The sequence below is a fragment of the Bacillus sp. NEAU-Y102 genome (assembly GCF_054788175.1).
Map to the genome: position 1 here is coordinate 170,330 of NZ_JBTWFK010000008.1, position 18,218 is coordinate 188,547.

Sequence of the window (18,218 nt, forward strand, 5' to 3'; positions counted from 1 at the left end):
TTTTACACCCTCTTCTTTGTTAATTTAAGTAATACTTTGCTCAAGCTTTCTTCCGTAAGATCCTCTGCATCAGCAAAATCTGATACCGTAAAAGCAGACTCTGTTGTTGGTTTATTTATAAGTTGACGAAGATGCCTCAACATACCATCTGCTATCAATTGAATTTTTAATTTAGAAAACTGTTCTCTACTATACATCCAAACAAAATGTAACTTTTCATCTTTCACCATTCCGATAACATCAATTAGATGAGATGGTTTGGAATCTGGAGCATGATCTAAAAATGTAAATTCTGTCTCTTGCATAAACAAAGATTCCCTTGAGAAAACCTGATCAAATTGGCCCAAATAGTTAAAACTTATTGAAGGCTTTTGCTGATAAAACGGAAGTAATCCTTTATTCAAGTAACGTAAAATACCATAGTCAACTCCGCGATTTGGGATTCGACGTAATTGTTCCTTGATAGCCTTTAACCCTTCAATAGGTGTTTGAGTTCCTTGAAAATTGAGGTGAACGGGATAAATACTCGTGAACCAGCCCACTGTCCTTGATAAATCAATACCTTCAATTACCTCTTCTCTTCCGTGTCCTTCTATATGAATAGAAACCGTTTGCTGATTTGTACAATCGACGATAGCTTGTCCTAATGCCGTTAATAGTACCTCATCAATCATTGTCTTATGAGTTACTGGAACTTCGTGTAACAATTCATGTGTTTCTTCTATTCCTAAAGTCCTCGTCACTTGATCAATCCATTCTTCTGTTGTTTCTTGTGTTGGATAGTCCATTGGAATTTTCATCGTTTCTTTTTCTACTTGTTCATTCCAATAATCTTGTACTTCTTTCGAAATACCTGAATCACTGTACGTCTGGAGTCGTTCAGACCAATCTTTAAAAGATGTACTTTTCGCAGGTAAGCGAACTTCTTGACCTTGTTTCATCTGGTTATATACCGTCTGTAAATCTTCCAATAGAATCCTCCATGATACTCCATCTACTACTAAATGATGAATCACCCAGAATATTCGATTATTTCCAGTCAAGTTATCTTCAAAGTACACTACTCTCATTAACGGACCAGTAACTAAATTGAAACTAGCTTGATTAATGTTCATTTCTTCTTGTATTATTGTATTCCACTCTTTTTCATTAACTTGATTCCGTTTTACAACATGGAGTACTGACAGCTCATCAGTCCCTTCATTTCTCTGCCTCCACGTTCCGTTTGGTAACTGTTCGTACCGGAAACGTAAAGCATCATGATGTTTGAGTAAATTTAATATCGCTCCCTCTAGTAATTTCACATCCAATCTTTCTTTTACTCTTAAAAGCATTGATTGATTCCAATGCTCTGTATGTGGATGTTCTTGCTCGAAGAACCAGCACTGAATTGGAGTAAGAGGCACATCACCTATCACAATTCCCTGCTCCGCTTGTACTCCCTGCGTTTCTATAGCCACTTGTGCCAGCTCAGCGATAGTTGGGCATTCAAACATTTGCTTTGGAGTAAGTTTTAACCCCACTTGACTTGCTTGAGATATGATTTGAATACTGAGAATCGAGTCGCCACCAATTTCAAAGAAATCATCATAGATTCCCACCTTTTTAACACCTAATACTCGCTTCCAAATGGTAGTCAGTATCTGTTCGTTACTATTCCGAGGGCCAACACATTCACTATTAATCTGCTTTTCCTCCGGCATAGGTAAGACCTCACGATCAACTTTACCGTTAGCTGTAAGTGGAATAGCTTCCATCGCCACAAATCCCGAAGGAACCATATAACTTGGTAGTTTCGCTTTAAGATACTCTCTCCACGCATCTACATTTCCATCTCCTACAACATATGCTACTAATCTTTTATCGCCCGGCTGATCTTCTCTTACAATTACAACTGCCTCTTTTACATATGCATATGTATGTAAAGTAGACTCAATTTCCCCAATTTCAATTCTGAAACCACGTATTTTAACCTGATGATCAATTCTTCCACGATAATCTAGATTCCCATCTGGCAAATACCTCGCTAAGTCTCCTGTCCGGTATAATCTTGCTTTCGGATCACTACTAAATGGATGAGATATAAAACGCTCTGCTGTTAATTCAGGTCTATTTAAATATCCACGTGCCAATCCTGCTCCACCAATATAAAGTTCACCATCAACACCTATAGGAACAGGTTGTTGATAAGCGTCTAGTATATACACTTCTAAATCGGGAATCCGCTTTCCAATATTACTTCTTGAAGCATGCTGCACATCATCTAGAGTAATTGGATAATATGTAACATGAACTGTAGTTTCTGTAATTCCATACATATTAATTAACTGTGGGTTTTTCTCACCATACCTTTGAAACCACGGTAACAAGCTAATAGGTTCTAATGCTTCTCCGCCAAATATTACGTAACGTAGCTGCAAATTTTTATTCTTATCTTCTTGTTCACACACTCGTATTAATTGTCGAAATGCGGAAGGTGTCTGATTTAGAACTGTGACTTCTTCCTCCACCAATAATTGATAAAAATCCTTAGGTGATCGACTAATCCAGTACGGAACAACAACTAATTTTCCACCATATAATAATGCTCCCCAAATTTCCCATACTGAGAAATCAAATGCATACGAATGAAAAAGCGTCCAAGTATCTTTTTCATTAAACTGATACCAACAATCCGTTGATTTAAATAACCGAATGACATTGTGATGCTCTATCATAACGCCCTTTGGATTTCCCGTTGATCCCGAAGTATAGATTACATATGCCAGATTTTTTGGACCGACATCAGAAAGCGGCAAAGTCTTACTTTCTTTCCCAATCTCATCTTGATCACGATCCAGGCAAATCGACTCAACATTTTCTGGTAACCATTTCAATTCTTTTAAACTTTCTTGCGTCACGAATAACTGAATGCTAGCATCTTCTAAAATATATTGAAGTCGCTGCTCTGGATATGTTGGATCAAGTGGAACATAAGCCCCACCAGCCTTCAAAACCCCTAAAATACCTACAATCATTTCGAGGGAACGTTCAACGCATATTCCAACTAAAGTATCAGGTCCTACTCCCTTTTTCTGCAAATAATGAGCTAACTGGTTTGCACGTTCATTAAGCTCCTTATAAGTAATTTTTTCTTTTTCATACGTAACTGCAATAGTATTTGGATAAATCATCGCTTGCTGTTCGAATATTTCATGAATAGTTACTTGAGGTGGGACATTCAGTTTAGGATTGTTGAACTCAACTAAACTTATTCTTTTATCTTCCTCAGAAATGATTTCTATTTCAGCTACCTTCTGCTTTGGTTTTTCAAAAGTGTTTTCCATTATCGCTAACATCACGTTAAAAAAACGTTTTATCTCTTCCTTAGAAAATAGCTCCTCACGATAATCAATATGTACATGTAAAGAGTCAATATCAATTAGATTTTCAATATGCACTGCAAAATCTTGTACCTCTTCATGGTTTGGAATCCATAGTGAGTCACCACTTTCATCGCGATCCCTATAATCAATCGTAGTTCCGAAAAGTCTCACATTACTATTATTCCCTTTATTAATCTGCTTTAACAACAAATCAAATGGATATTTCTGGTGCCTCAATAATTTGCTTTGTTTTCTGGACACCCTGCTAATAAATGAAAGTACTTCTTCTTCTGGATCAATATCCATTCTTAAAGGAACTGTACTCACCATCATTCCAATCAATTTTCGTTCCATTTTAGTCATACGATTGCCGTAAGCCATTCCTAAACCAATATCAAGCGATGAAGTCCACCGATACATGGACAACGAGAAAGCAGCAACAAAAAAAGTGTATAAACTAATTTTGTAATCTTCAGAAAATTTTTCTATCTTTCTCTTCAAATGCTCCGTTAATATAAATGTCTCACGTGATGCTTTGGTACTAACTTGGTACGTATTATAGGGCTTCAATCCAGTCACAGATGGCAGTGTTTTAAATTCCTCTAACCAGAATTTTTGATCTTTTTGAAAGCGACTACTATTCAAGTATGTTTGTTCATTGGTCAGGAATTGAACATATGAATTTTTAATTTCGCCTTCCTCATTCTCGTTATGCATTTCATAATAATATTTTGCAATTTGCTCAGTAAATATTTGAATTGATAAACCATCCATAATAATATGATGAACATTTCCAAAGACTGCACATTCATTATCGTTTAATTTTATTAAAGCGAAATAGTATAAATCTGAATTAAATAATGTAAACGTTTCTTTTGTTTTCTGCTCAATCCATTCCTCAAGCAAATTTGTATTCTCCACATTACTGAAATCAAAAAACTCAAATTCTTGTTCTTCATGTTTAATAAAATATTGTTTCGGTTCCTGATGCCCATTTTCTTTTAACCTAATGCACAGACCGTCATTTTCACTGATAACGCGATTCACAACTTGGTTTAATTTTGAATAATTCATTTTCCGATGAAGTTTAAATAAAAATCTTAAATTACATATTCCTTTATCAGAATGAATAACTTCTGTATACCATATTCTTCGCTGCGGATGGCTTAATGGATAACATTCCTCATTGGTCATAAAAATCTCCCCTTCAAAAATTATTTGCTCTTATAGGTTCGTGTTTATGTTTAGCCCATAAATATTTCTGCAGTGAAACTCCAATTACTCCAATAATAACAAGCCCAATCCCTCCATAAACATAGAGTTGAGTTACTCCAAACAAATGCACTAATGGGCCACTCATAGCAGGAGAAATAATTAGAACTGCGTTTGTTAAACTGCTTTGTATACCAAATACTCTTCCTACTTGATCTTGGTCGGATTCTATTTGTAAAATGACTTGATTAGATACAAGCATCAGCCCACTTCCGATACCAGCGATAAAACTAATTAAATAGGCTAAAACGAAGACCGTACCGGGCGTTATCAAACCAATCCCCCCAAAACCAATTCCCATTAAAACCATACCTCCACATACTACCCAGCCATATTGAAATTGTTTTAATTTCTGAGTTAGTAGTGCACCAAGTATTCCGCCAAGACCAATAATAGAAATGATATATCCCATTTTACTTTTATCATGTGGGAATAAGTTCTTAAATAAAGTTGGGAATTGTGAGTCTACTAATTGTAATACTGCCATGGCTATTGTAACGAAAATCATGGTTGATAATATTATCCGATTAGATAACACATAACCCCACCCTTGTACCCAAGCGGTCCAAGTACTTTGTTTTTGCTTTTCAACAAATTCTTTCGATATAGTTTCTTTAAATTTTATTGTGGGTATGAGAACTAAGGTAGCTAATAAACAACTTATAGCTCTTATAATGAGGCAGAACTCTGGTTGAAACCAGCTCAGCAACATGCCCCCTATAAGTGGACCTACTATCTTGGTACCCTGCTCTACTATTCCGTTGATACTTACTGCTTTAGTAAGTAAGTCCGGGGATACAATCTGTCTTGTTAGTGTTTGCTGTGCAGGATAATAGAAAACAATAAAAATGGAACGAATCATTAATGCCACTAAGAGCCAGTGGATATCTTGTACAAATAAAAGAGCAATTGTTATTAGACCAACCATTAGATTACAGAACATCATAATTGGAATTTTTCTAAAACGATCTGCAATAACACCTGCCCATGAACCAAAAATAATTCCAGGAAGTGCATATGCAACAGGGATCAATCCAATCATAGTAGGATCTACTTCCCATTCAAACCCAACTATAGTCATAATCGCTAACATATCAATAAAAACACCAAGCATAAGCAATGAATAAGCAGAGAAAACTTGTAAATAAACCCTATTTCCTAATAGGCCTTTTGAATCAGTAGTTTTCATAAAAGCAAGCTCCTTAGGTTACTAATATAAACGCTTTTGCGTATAAGGTACCCCTTTATTAAACCTAATTAATCATTATAAAGATTTCACCTAGAATGTAACTTCGTCAAAACCTAGACTAATCTCAAGGTTTAGTTTATTTAAAAAAGTCAGATAAATTTAGGCGCACCTATTTCTTCGTATTTATATCAACTGTTACAACATAGACCTTTACCTTACACTAAAAAACAGCTAAACATTACCTTAATATAACCATTTATAGTTGTTTGCACATTCAATTCACATCCTTTTTAAAGTTGGCTTTTTTCTATCTCAAATACTATCACACAAATATTTCACCTACTATATTCATAAAGTTGAAATATTTGAATCAGAAAATTCGGATAAAAAAACCAACCCACAAATCATACCAAACAATTATTTAGTTATATTGTCAGTTTATAGATGGCTTTAGCCATAAGGATATCAAAAATTAAGTTTCTTAATTTTATTAACATAATAGTTTAAAGAGACTATAAATCCTACTAAACAAAAAGATAAATATACAATAAAGTATATTTATCTTTTCTTATCCTACATATTTTCTATGCAAATTAATTCCAATAACTAAAATTGATAATAAAAATATAATACTACCAATTACTAATGTACTCATAACAGAATTGAATAATATAGTATTAATACTTCTGCACCTACTACCTATTTTATTTATTAGATATTTACACTTCAAAAAAATTACAAATTATTCACAATTAGGATACACACCCAAAATATGATTTGAATATGTTATTATATTTTAAGATAATATAAAATCAGTTTTTCTATAAGAGAACTTAATTTTTATGTAGTACGAAATTGTTAGTACTACAGTATATATTTTAATTTAGTTATAAAAACGTTTAAAGACCACCTATTTCCATAAGTGATCTTTCTTTGTAATTCTACATTTATGCACTACTGTAGAAATATATCGTAGATACGCTTTGTATGCTAAATTTCTAGTTCTCTCCATTTACTAAAAAACATAGCTTATCACAATTAATATCATATTCGTTAAATTGCAAACTATTATTTTGTCTTCTGTACAGACAAACTACTAAAAATCAAATCAGCAACTTTTACATATCCTTTTGAGTTTGGATGAATTAAATCCTTAGACCAAAGCGTATTGTCATTAACTAAATGATGATTCCAAAAATCAACATGATGAAACTTATATTCTCTGCTCAGTGAACGTATAACTTCATTTGCCTCTAATAATTGTTCTTTTATTACTTGTTTTTTTTCAGAAGCAAAAGGAAGCCTAACTGTAAAATCAGGAAGGTTTGCTATAATAATATCAGCCCCTGCTTTACTTAATGAATCTATCATAAATTCCATATCGTTCTTATATGCATCATGATTCCAACGTCCTTTTAAAACATCGTTTGCCCCTGCAATGAGACTAACCAAATCTGGATTAAAAGTTAACGCCTTTTCCAATTGCTGCGAGCGAATTTCTTTAGTTACTAAGCCACGCTTTGCCAAATTAGCATATTTTATATCGTTTTCACACAGTTGAACAAAATGATCTATCCAGCTTTTTAATGCAATTCCCTCAACTTCATCCCCTATCCCCTCTGTAAAACTATCACCAATTGCTACAAATCGCTTCCACATATGTATTCCCCCTTTATTATTAACCATATCTATACTATACAATAGCTCACACCGTAATTGTTATTTCTAAGTGGTTTTCGATTTCAATTATATTTACATTTAGAATCCAAAATTGACCGATTCCTAAGTATACTTAGGAATCGGTCATATTCGTATATTTACTAAAGAAATAAAATTTCTCTAGGAATTATACTTTTTTCAAAAAATTGGTTGTTCTTTGTTTTGCCCAGTTGATACATTTCTTTTCGATTAAATGATATGAAACTATAGAAAAAAGTAGTGTCATTGCAATGCATAAAGTAAGAAGGAAAAAGATAGGTATCTTTGTATACAAAAGTTTAAATAGTACCATCATGATTGGAAAATGACACAAATAGATACTGTATGAAATTTCTCCTAAATATACAAATACACTCTTATTTAAAAATGCTTTTACTTTTAGGTTACTCATAGCCATTATAATAAATATACCAACCCCCATTACGACACCCCAATCTTTTAATAAGAAAGTAGTATCATTACGGGAAAAACCATAAATTAAAATGGAATATAAATACAGAATAATCCCTAATGCAATAAGAAATCCTTTTTTAAATTTTTTCATATTCCTATATGAGTAGATAAGTTTTTCCTGATACTTAAAAAGTAACATTCCAACCATAAACATAGATGTAAAATGCAGTGTATCAGCATAACCATTATAAAATCCTTCAGCTTTCCCAATATACAACACATTAAGAAAAACACTAATTAAAGAAAAGCTCAAAGCAAATAGTATCGTTTTCTTCCAATTCAATTTATAAAAAAGAAGGAATAACAAAGGAAACACAATAGATATACGCATTTCTTGAGCCAATGACCAAATAACTGGATTATAATTTTCCGTAAAAAAGTTATTAAGAAGCACAAAGTGGTTTAGAATATCTAATTTTGTTATAGACCCTTGCCACCTATCATAGAACCAATCCCGTAGTCCTACCACTTCATACGACGAAAATAAAATAAATAAAACAAAGGAAACAATTATCCAAAAATAATAAGGAATATAGATTCTTACAAATCTCTTAATTAAATATCCCCAATAATTTGTTTTTGAATGATAAAGTGCCATCGATAACACAAAACCACTTAGTACATAAAAAACGATAACAGCTTCCCCACCCGCCCATAAAAACCTAAGCGGGGAAAATTTAATAGAATTAGGCAACGATGGTAGCATTAAACAAAAATGTCCAAATACCACAGTAAGTGCCGCTAACCCTAGTATGGAATCTAATTCTTTTATTCTCTTACTCATAAAATGTTCTCCTTGTAAATTGTAGATTTTGCTTTTCATAAAGGCCACTATGCGAATGTAGTGAGAGAATTGTACACATCGTTTCTTTAAATTCCTAATATAAGCAGTAAAAAGTTAATTTGACCTCCATTTCTTTATATACATAATTTAAAACAAAATATTTAATACAAAGAAAAGATTTTATTAAATTTTTATAAAGTGAAACTTTAATGGGTGGTTTTTCATCATGTAACTTTATTAAACTAACCTTGCACCAGAATCCTTTAAATCGAAAGATTCATAATAAACGCCATCCCTTCTGTATATTTCTACAAAAAGAATAGCGTTTTTGGAGTATATGGATACAAATTTATTTTAGCTTAATAGAAATACAAAAAGTTCCGAAGGACCAAATTTGAAAAGTAATACAATCTTTCATTCCAAACTATCCACATAAGAATCTATAATACTTTGAAACCTTTTGTTTCAAACTAATATTTAGTTGTATCCTATAAAATTAGCTTTTTACTATATCAATCGCACTATCCCACATACCACTAAAAAAAGATCCAGTTTTACGTATAAAACGTGTAAACCAATTTGCTTGTTCCACATCAGATTTTGTTACAAGGTCTATTTGTAATGAATTACCTGATAAGAACCCAGGATCGGTATTATCTTTAGGCGAGATAATTATTTTACTAATTGTTACACCTTTTTTAATAGGCGCTTCTGGTTCTTTATTTGATACTTTAAATTCTTTTTTATAACCGTCTTTGTTTCCCTTCCGCATTGGAAGTGAAACAGCTTGCTTCGTTTGAACTACTACATCTTTCTCTTTTGCATTTGCTACTCGTACCGTTTCATGTCCTTTTACTACTGAATCTTTTCCGTAGACATTCTTCACTTCAAAATTCGCAAATCCATAATCGTATAATTTCTTTGTTTCATCAAAGCGTGCCGTATGAGATTTTGCTTTTATCACTACAGAAATTAGGCGCATACCATTTCTTTCTACTGTACCAGTGAAACAATCTCCCGCTTCTGGAGTCGTTCCTGTTTTCAAACCATCTACACCTTCATATTGCTTAATTAAACCTTTTAACATCCAGTTAAAGTTCGCCATATCAATTGGATATTTACCACCCTCTTGGAATGTTTTTTTAGGAATTTTTGCTGTATTCAATATTTGGGGAAAATCTTGAATAAGACGTTGTGCTAAAATTGCACAATCCCTTGCAGACATTTTATTTTTCTCGTCTAGAGTTGTCCCTTCTAGGTGATATCCTTTTAAATCTTGATTTGTTAAGCCTGTAGAGTTTACAAATTTATAATCTTTCATTCCAAACTCTTTCGACTTATCGTTCATCATTTTTACAAAATTGCCCTCTTTACCAGCAATCTCTTCAACTAAAGCAATTGTTGCACCATTTGCAGAATAAATTGCCATTGCCTCATATAACTCTTTTACCGTATAAGAGCCACCATTTTCTAATGGAACATTTGATAATGAACGATCTTGCGAAATCTTATGTGCATATTCAGAAATTTTAACTTTTTGATCCCATTTAAGTTTTCCTTTATCTACCGCTTCATGAACTAAGTATTCGCTCATCATTTTTGTCATACTAGCAATTGCCAATGATTCATCTGCATTTTTTTGATATAAAATTTTTCCGGAATTTGCTTCTATTAAAATTGCTGATCCTGCTTCAACCTCTATAGCAGAAACTGTTTCCGCTGCTGCTCTTCCAAATGTAACGAACATACTAAAAAATAGTGTAAGCACTGTTACTATTGCAATAAATCTCTTGCAAAACATACCTTTCACTTCTGTTACCTCCAATATCTTTGTACTCAAAAAAGCGTTATTCTAACATAATCTCAAAAAAATAGAAAGTGTTCTCAAATTGTATATACATATTAAACGTTAGGATTGCTTTCATATAGACCATCTCATCTGACACTTTTAGGTGCCCTGATACTTTGTATTCCCACGCATATCCTTATTTTTAATCCCCTTATATTTTTTAAAATGATTCGCACTTTCATATTTTTTAGGATTACAATTAATAGACAATCTACATAATACATTTGTTCCACATTTACAAAAAATAAAGTGAAACTTTAATCAGTGGGGGTTTTGTTCATCCCCACTAATTATTAACCCTCACCAATCGGGATTTTAATTATTCAATTGAGCTATTTGCTAGACTTATATTAGAGATAAATTTTCTTTAGTCTAAACCATTAGTTTTTTGTAATAAAAAAACTACACCCAATACTGAATGTAGTTTTTCTAACTAACTAATTTATTTATTTTTTACTTCATTTTTATAAAAAGCAAATAATGGTTCAATGGATGGACTAGATAACAGCGGAATTGCCTTCTCGATCAATTTCCTATCCCAATCAAACCAACGCATTTCCATTAACATGTTTATTTCTGTATCAGTGAATCGTTTCTTTATTTCCTTAGCAGGATTTCCACCAACTATTGTATACGGCGGAACATCTTTACTTACGACAGATCCTGCAGCAACAATTGCACCTTCACCAATAGTAACGCCAGGCATTATTATAGCATTCATTCCAATCCAAGCATCACTTTTAATGACTGTATCGCCCTTAGTTTCATATGATTGTTCAATTTGCTCAGCGAATGGATATACTGTAATCCATTCTGAGTGATGATTATGGTTACCACCCATTAAAATGACTACTCCACTTGCAATGCAAACATAATTCCCAATAATGAGTTTATCAAGATGCCATCCCATCTGTTCAATTGGATTAAACAGTGCTTGTGACTTAGCATCCCCCCACAAATACCTTACACAACCATCTTCAAAATTTTGATGACCATAATACCCTGAATAATAGGAGTATTCTCCTACTTCAATGAGTGGATTTGTTACTATATCTTTTATATATTTTGTTTCTGACCAATGATTAAATAATGGATGCTTCATAACTTTATTCCTCGCTTCTAAGTATTATATATTTTGCTATTTACTTAGAAGCTTACTACGACTGCTACATTTTTTAGCTTTCTCAAACGACGAATCATTATCTTCAAGCCTTTCTTTTATAATAGAAAAAGCATAACGCAATACATTACACTAGTCAAATTGTGTAATTTTGAACACATCTTAAACAGTGTAATACTACAATAACAATATGAAAACACTCTAACTTCGATACAAATACTATATTTATTACATTTAGTTCATATTTTGTAAAAAAATCTTAATTGCCATGACAAAGCAAACAATAACCACTATTGGTCGTATTAATGACGTCCCTTTTGTAAGCACCATCTTCGCCCCAATATATGACCCTATAATTTGACCAAGCATCATAATCAATCCAATTGTCCAATCGATTTGGCCAAAAATAATAAAATACAACAAAGCAGCGAAATTACTAGTAAAATTCAAAATCTTAGCATTTGCAGTTGCCCGTGTAGCACTATATCCACATAAAAGAATGAACGCTAAAGCAATCAAGCTACCTGTTCCTGGGCCGAAGAAACCATCATAAAATCCAAGGAATGGAGCCACTGTTAACGCAAACAACAACATACTTATTTTTCTCGGTTGATCTTCGTTTGCTATATTTGGAGATAATAGAAAATAAAGACCAATAATAATAAGTAAAAAAGGTAATATCATGATTAGATATTCTGCCCGTATCTGTAAAACAAGCCATCCACCCAAAACTGATCCAAAAAAGGTCATTAAGATGGACAAACGCATTTCTTTAAGATTAATTTCTTTCTTCTTAATAAAAAACACTGTCGCCATGAGAGTTCCGCTACTCCCTTGCAGTTTATTAGTTGCTATCGCTACAGAAGGAGACATACCTACTAATAACATTATCGGGATAGTTATCATACCACCGCCTCCAGCAATTGTATCTATCCACCCTGCTAATACAGCTACTAAAAATAGTAATATGAGTAATTCAATAGTAAAATCCATACAAAGAATATGGGAAGGCTTGAGCTATTATACCCCAAACCTCCCCATCGTCCCTCCTCTCTTTAAACTAGTTAATAATATCTGTAAAGTAACTTTCTTTCTGATCACGTAATCGGCTGGAAACGTACTGCCTGCAAACAATTCTTCTTCCGTACTTATTATCTCCAATCGGAATTTTATATTCTTCCTCAGATAACCTTTCCCTACCATGAGTTACATTTGTTTGTTTACCATAGTATGAATTTGGAATAATTAATAAATCTTCAGATGTAAGTGGAACCTTATAAGTGGGCGTTGTTCGTAAGAGTTCTAAAAACATGTCAAATTTCAATTTTTCTTCTTCACTTTTTCCCACATAAATCAATCTATTTTCTGCTCCATTCAAACAAGTTGCAATAATATCACCATTATCATCCAAAAATATGATTTGGTTTATTTCCCCTACAAATCCCGATATTTCACCATCCGCCATTCCTGCGATATGAGCAATAGGCATTTTACTTATCGCCAATATATCATCTTTACTGAAGTGATTTTCTTCAAGATGCTTTTGAAGTAATTTTGGCGTTCCAATATGAGTTTGAGTTTTTAAATTTAACACTCCTTTTAATAAAAGAGCATCAACTCTAGTAAATTTTCCACAAGTAATTTCAGACACTATTCGTTCCACGGATTTATTAAGTCTATTTGATACAATTTCTAAATTCGTATTGAATATTTTCAATCTTGCTTCAATATCTGATTGGTCTTTCATGTCTGTATACACTGTGGCATCGTTATGTTGATAAAAGTTCCCGCCACCGGTGCTTGCACCGACATTTCGCAAAACTTCATCGTTGTTCAAAGGGGAAATGAGGTGAAATCTATTTTTCCCTGCATGTTCGGATGGGTGAATTAAAGCATCATAATTAAAAAGTGTGGCAAAAAGCCATGTGACCCATTCTGCATAAAAATATTTTTTCATTCTATCGTCTTCGTCTTCACCATAATTAAAACCTTTGCGATTTTCCCCAGGTAATAGGGTTTCCATAGGATCACATGGAATATTTTTAATAAGAGTAGGTGGTACGTTTCCACCACAATTCGCTACTTTTATCATATGTAGTAGTTTTTTCATATCTGAATTCGAAGTTTTCTTTGAATAATCAATCAAACAATTAAGCCACTCTCTTGAAAAGCTTGCAGCTATTTCTTGATCACAAGTATAAGGATTATGAGTTTTTAATTCATGGTCTATTAGATTCTTGATTTTATCCTTCAATACATTAGGAATGCTAATTTCTTCGATTTCTGTAATCTGCAGTATTCCTTTATTCATTATAAAACCTCCGTTGTTTTATTTTTTCACCATATCTTCTATTAAATAAACTACCTACTTCTTTTTTGCTCCTTTGCTTTTCGTCAGAGCTATTACAGTTACCAAATTACAGAGCATAAACGTGGAGTAAACAAAATTTCTTTTTAGTTACATTAACCCCGTAAATCTCCATTAAATTAGTATATTTAATGGAGATTTCTTTTCATACTTTACTTTCAAACTATGTTTATAGGATTTTCAATTCAAGCACAAATATTCCTTTCCCTAGAATTTTCCTAAGATTGAAATCAGAATTTTCAATACACTAATATTAACAATAAAAATATAACACGAAACCAAAAAATGTAAACGAATAGTTTTTTTTATAAAAAATAGTCAGACTATTTTAAGGTAATTTGTATTTCATTGAACTAACTGTAATAAAGTGGAACTTTAATCAGCCCTCACCAATCGGGATTTTACGGGCAACAGGGCCCCCGCCTAACTTCTTTGCTTCCGCTGAATTTTGAGGTGGGGGTCTTATTGCCCGGCAAATAGCGGATAAAAAAGCCCCCTAAATGATAGAGGACTTTCTTTACAAGAATATTCTATTTTAAAATCCTTACTTACCTTTTATTTTAAAAGATATTGCTGTAACTTCTTTATTAATAGTTCCGTCCCCTCTGGACTTACAATAATCTTCCCATTCGCTAACGAAATATTGCTGTCTGAAATATCACCTGTAAGTGCACAAGCTCTTGGAGATTGATATTTTCGTAAAATAATCTGATCCTCTTCTATAAACATTTCAAGAGAATCTTTTTCTACAATTCCTAAACTCCGTCTTATTTCCATTGGAATAACAATACGCCCCATGCTATCTGCTTTACGAGTAATCCCTCTTAATTTCATAAAATGCCACCCTTTATTTTTATCTAATATTACGGTACTTATTTTAGCAATAAACAACAATAAGGAATAGTTCGTATTACAGTACTTTTTTTAGGAATAAATACCAATTAAAAATAGCTTATGTTAGGATTGTTTCTTGTTTCTTGTTTATTCTTCATTTTTAATATATTTATCCTTGATCATTTTTATATATTGTTTTCTTTCTGTTAGTTCAAATATAAATAATGCCTTTTTTATGTATGTTAAACCAACTTCATTAGAGTGCTGAACTTTCAATAAAATTGCACCTTTTTCAAAAAACAATTCACCTAATAAGTATAAAGTATTCATATTTATGGCTAATTTTATACCTATTTCACTATACTTAATCGCTTCTTCATATTGATTTGCAAGGTGTAGACATTTTGTTAACGTATGAATGAGTCTTAATTTGATTTCTTTTTCTCTAGGAAATTCTATCTTATTAAAATTAATTAAACTTTGTTTTAATATATTTATGCTTTTCTCATACTCTTCATTTTCTGCATGTATTATAGCAATTGAATTCATTATGCTTATTTCTTTTTCTGATAAAAAGTTACTACTACTTAAAGTTTGTTTTAGTGCTCTATTTAAAATGTCAAAAGCATTAATTGTTGCTCCATTTACATAATATATAGCAATCGCTTCATGCCATAATAGAAATTGTTTATCTTCTTTTGATTGGAAATTATTTTCGTTTTTCTCTTTTTTCACTATTTCGTAAAGCTCATTATATTCTTTTTGTTTCACACAATCTCTCATTACACATTTTACATTTTCAATATATTTTATTTTTTTATTTTTGGTCAGTGCAAATATATAATTTGGATCAATACCAAGTCTTTCAGATAGTTGATACAACAATATGCTAGATGGATAAATAATCCCTTTTTCTATCTTACTAATTTGGCTTTGTGAACATATTCCATGACATAATTCAGATTGTGACATATTTTTTTTCTTTCTAAGTTCTTTAATAATAATACCAAGATTGTAGAATTCCATCTTTCCTCCCTCAAATGTAACACTTTATGAGTATAAGAATATTTTCCAACTTTTAATGTAATGTAAAATTAGTATAGTTACAATTACTATTTATATGGATTTATAGTTTTTTACAAACTTGTATCACAATATGAGAAATTATTACAATAAAGTTCACTAATAACCAATGGGAGTTTTATTCATCACCACTGATTATTAGTCCACTCCAAGCAGGCGTTTACAGGTAGTTCGATTTCTTTGTCACAGCTAAATTTTGAGGTGAGAATCTTACTGCCCGCAAATAGCGAAATTAAAAGAAATAAATATGATTTTTGACCTTTATTTTTTTTAATAGTTTCTTTTGATTTTATATAAACAATTTCGAAGGGGCTTATTTTATGAAAAGAATATTAACCGAAAGAGAATTAGAAGTGGCTATTTATGTAGCAAAAGGATATACAGATGCAGAAATTTCCAGAAAAATATATGTTACCCCTAGAAGAATTTCAACGATAATTAATCATATTAAAGAAAAATGGCATATTAATTCTAGAGTGGAATTAGGTATTTTAGTTTATCATTATGGTTTTATAGATGCACCCTTATTTTCTAATAAGGAAATTCAGCTATGCAAAAAGGTTGTACAGTAGATAGCAGAATATAAAAAGGTTAGAGAATTAACTTCTCTAACCTTTTTATATTCAATATTAGCTTTTAAACAGCCCTAATGCTACCATTAATCCTGTTATCTGTTCAACCTTGTATAAACACAAAAAAGAATTAGCCCTTCCTACTTTTCAAAACTAGTTACAATTCTCTCTTTCATTTTCTGTATTACTTCATTGCTCAATACCTTTTGACCAGCAGGAAGTTTTAATATGGCAGCAGCACCTTTACTAAGGTATATTTCTTGATCATTATTTTGATTTACTACCAATATTCCTTGCCCTTCAAATTCGAAATAACTAATATCTTTTGTTTCATTTGTATTATTTTTTATTGCTTTATATAATCCATATAAATCTTTACTTCTATTTTCTCCGCCCGTTCGAATCGGTTCAGTATCATTCGCAACAATTAGTCCTTCTGGCTGCTCACCCTTCATAATAAACCACAGCTTTTCATTTGTTGGTAATAGCAATTGCTTAAATTCAGAGCTATTTAAAATTTGCTGTGCTGGAATTGTTGCATAGATTGGTAACGAAAATGGAGATGTTGTTATTTTTTCAAAATTTAAATTTTCAGAAGAACTTCCCTTACTATATTGATAATCTTTTAATGCGATCGATTGTACTGATTCACTTTTATTTTTTGATGCATAACTAATTTTACTAGCGAAAATAATAACGGTCATTAAACACATGCACGGTATCACAAGCTTAAGTAGATTTCCCATTTATGAACCCCCGCTTTTAATATTATTAGTTTGCATGGATATTATAAACAGTTTCACTCCACCAAAAATTATTATTGTTATGGAACGTACTGAAATTATGATTATAATGATCACCATACCAAGGGTCCATATACGTTATATAATCTGTTCCATTTGTCCCTTTATAAAATCCATCAAGTACTAGAAAGTGTCCGATGTTAGCTCCATTTTGCCACATAATGAGTACAATCATCGGCTGATTACTATTAATTTGACTTTTGAACCAATCATACGATTTTGCTCCAGAACTTATAGCTGAACTAACACCATATCCCGATAATCCATATTGTATTTCACGTGAAGTTGCAGGATTATTATATGATCCACCCTTAACATACCTAACGTACTGATCTTGTGAAGGAGTTTTCCCAAAATAATTTAAAACTGAAACCGAAGTGCCTGCCCAACACCAATTTGATCTTTCTTGTAATATGTTAGGTACAGATAATTTACGGTCTATTGGTGTACTTGGAGGATTTCCATTAATATACGCTGACGTTACATATACTTTTTTTCCATCTTTAAAATAGTAAAACCAACGATTATCTAAATTTCCTGTCCAGTAATCTTTAACCGCTTCACCATACTCCCATCCTTTAAAAGATACTTTTGTATTTCCGGGAATCACATCTACAATATTTGCATTCAAACTTTTCGCCTCTCTAACATTTACATTCAATGGAGCTGTTGTCCCTGAAAATTCAACTTCTTCTGCTATTATTTTCTGAACACCAATAAAACTAAATGTGAAGAACAATAAAACCATACAAACAATAAAATGCTTTCTTCCCTTCATTTCTCCACCCCTTCATCAGTACTAAAAAA

The 18,218-nt window shown here is 32.2% G+C and carries 13 protein-coding genes; 1 reads left to right on the forward strand and 12 read right to left on the reverse strand.

The annotated features are described in order from the left end of the window. Window positions 1-2: 2 nt before the first annotated feature. The 10 genes from ACYFX0_RS21410 to ACYFX0_RS21455 all read right to left on the reverse strand — a co-directional run bounded on the left by ACYFX0_RS21410 (window position 3) and on the right by ACYFX0_RS21455 (window position 15,979). Complete coding sequence (locus ACYFX0_RS21410) at window positions 3-4,559, reverse strand: amino acid adenylation domain-containing protein (RefSeq protein ID WP_460271949.1); 4,557 nt, start codon at window positions 4,557-4,559, stop codon at window positions 3-5. A 13-nt stretch (window positions 4,560-4,572) separates the two neighbouring features. Next, the gene (locus ACYFX0_RS21415) at window positions 4,573-5,826 is read right to left on the reverse strand and encodes an MFS transporter (protein WP_460271950.1); all 1,254 of its coding nucleotides are present in this window, start codon (window positions 5,824-5,826) and stop codon (window positions 4,573-4,575) included. A gap of 1,068 nt (window positions 5,827-6,894) precedes the next feature. Further along, window positions 6,895-7,485, reverse strand: a complete 591-nt coding sequence (locus tag ACYFX0_RS21420) for an SGNH/GDSL hydrolase family protein (RefSeq protein WP_000265867.1) — start codon at window positions 7,483-7,485, stop codon at window positions 6,895-6,897. Window positions 7,486-7,672: 187 nt separating this feature from the next. Then, window positions 7,673-8,821: an acyltransferase family protein gene (locus ACYFX0_RS21425; protein ID WP_460271951.1), complete on the reverse strand. Its 1,149-nt coding sequence runs from the start codon at window positions 8,819-8,821 to the stop codon at window positions 7,673-7,675. A 457-nt stretch (window positions 8,822-9,278) separates the two neighbouring features. Further along, window positions 9,279-10,592, reverse strand: coding sequence for a D-alanyl-D-alanine carboxypeptidase family protein (locus tag ACYFX0_RS21430; RefSeq protein ID WP_081143199.1), 1,314 nt, complete (start codon window positions 10,590-10,592; stop codon window positions 9,279-9,281). 481 nt (window positions 10,593-11,073) lie between these two features. Continuing rightward, entirely contained in the window at window positions 11,074-11,733 is a 660-nt protein-coding gene (locus ACYFX0_RS21435) for a CatB-related O-acetyltransferase (protein ID WP_000682536.1), read from the reverse strand. 252 nt (window positions 11,734-11,985) lie between these two features. Then, window positions 11,986-12,744, reverse strand: coding sequence for a TSUP family transporter (locus tag ACYFX0_RS21440; RefSeq protein ID WP_000347990.1), 759 nt, complete (start codon window positions 12,742-12,744; stop codon window positions 11,986-11,988). Between the two features lie 67 nt (window positions 12,745-12,811). Next, window positions 12,812-14,062 carry a hypothetical protein gene (locus ACYFX0_RS21445; protein ID WP_001032355.1) on the reverse strand — a complete coding sequence of 417 codons (1,251 nt, stop codon included), beginning with the start codon at window positions 14,060-14,062 and terminating at the stop codon, window positions 12,812-12,814. Between the two features lie 612 nt (window positions 14,063-14,674). Beyond that, window positions 14,675-14,953, reverse strand: a complete 279-nt coding sequence (locus ACYFX0_RS21450; protein ID WP_106082470.1) for an AbrB/MazE/SpoVT family DNA-binding domain-containing protein — start codon at window positions 14,951-14,953, stop codon at window positions 14,675-14,677. Between the two features lie 147 nt (window positions 14,954-15,100). Further along, window positions 15,101-15,979, reverse strand: a complete 879-nt coding sequence (locus tag ACYFX0_RS21455) for a helix-turn-helix domain-containing protein (protein WP_000397974.1) — start codon at window positions 15,977-15,979, stop codon at window positions 15,101-15,103. A gap of 377 nt (window positions 15,980-16,356) precedes the next feature. On the opposite strand from ACYFX0_RS21455, the gene ACYFX0_RS21460 reads away from it, so the two are divergent. Beyond that, complete coding sequence (locus ACYFX0_RS21460; RefSeq protein WP_000821942.1) at window positions 16,357-16,608, forward strand: response regulator transcription factor; 252 nt, start codon at window positions 16,357-16,359, stop codon at window positions 16,606-16,608. A 140-nt stretch (window positions 16,609-16,748) separates the two neighbouring features. Here the strand turns inward: ACYFX0_RS21460 and ACYFX0_RS21465 are convergent, their stop codons facing one another. After that, a complete protein-coding gene (locus ACYFX0_RS21465) occupies window positions 16,749-17,354 on the reverse strand; it encodes a hypothetical protein (RefSeq protein ID WP_000527413.1) in 606 nt (201 codons plus the stop codon). A gap of 25 nt (window positions 17,355-17,379) precedes the next feature. Continuing rightward, on the reverse strand, window positions 17,380-18,189 hold the full coding sequence (locus tag ACYFX0_RS21470) for a papain-like cysteine protease family protein (RefSeq protein ID WP_000678376.1): 810 nt from the start codon (window positions 18,187-18,189) through the stop codon (window positions 17,380-17,382). Window positions 18,190-18,218 lie beyond the last annotated feature (29 nt).

What these genes read in the sequence shown, in the direction of transcription:
- ACYFX0_RS21470 (WP_000678376.1), bottom strand. Translation starts at nt 18,189, where the DNA reads ATGAAGGGAAGAAAGCATTTTATTGTTTGTATGGTTTTATTGTTCTTC.
- ACYFX0_RS21460 (WP_000821942.1), top strand. Translation starts at nt 16,357, where the DNA reads ATGAAAAGAATATTAACCGAAAGAGAATTAGAAGTGGCTATTTATGTA.
- ACYFX0_RS21415 (WP_460271950.1), bottom strand. Translation starts at nt 5,826, where the DNA reads ATGAAAACTACTGATTCAAAAGGCCTATTAGGAAATAGGGTTTATTTA.
- ACYFX0_RS21435 (WP_000682536.1), bottom strand. Translation starts at nt 11,733, where the DNA reads ATGAAGCATCCATTATTTAATCATTGGTCAGAAACAAAATATATAAAA.
- ACYFX0_RS21450 (WP_106082470.1), bottom strand. Translation starts at nt 14,953, where the DNA reads ATGAAATTAAGAGGGATTACTCGTAAAGCAGATAGCATGGGGCGTATT.
- ACYFX0_RS21445 (WP_001032355.1), bottom strand. Translation starts at nt 14,062, where the DNA reads ATGAATAAAGGAATACTGCAGATTACAGAAATCGAAGAAATTAGCATT.
- ACYFX0_RS21455 (WP_000397974.1), bottom strand. Translation starts at nt 15,979, where the DNA reads ATGGAATTCTACAATCTTGGTATTATTATTAAAGAACTTAGAAAGAAA.
- ACYFX0_RS21465 (WP_000527413.1), bottom strand. Translation starts at nt 17,354, where the DNA reads ATGGGAAATCTACTTAAGCTTGTGATACCGTGCATGTGTTTAATGACC.
- ACYFX0_RS21420 (WP_000265867.1), bottom strand. Translation starts at nt 7,485, where the DNA reads ATGTGGAAGCGATTTGTAGCAATTGGTGATAGTTTTACAGAGGGGATA.
- ACYFX0_RS21440 (WP_000347990.1), bottom strand. Translation starts at nt 12,744, where the DNA reads ATGGATTTTACTATTGAATTACTCATATTACTATTTTTAGTAGCTGTA.
- ACYFX0_RS21425 (WP_460271951.1), bottom strand. Translation starts at nt 8,821, where the DNA reads ATGAAAAGCAAAATCTACAATTTACAAGGAGAACATTTTATGAGTAAG.
- ACYFX0_RS21410 (WP_460271949.1), bottom strand. Translation starts at nt 4,559, where the DNA reads ATGACCAATGAGGAATGTTATCCATTAAGCCATCCGCAGCGAAGAATA.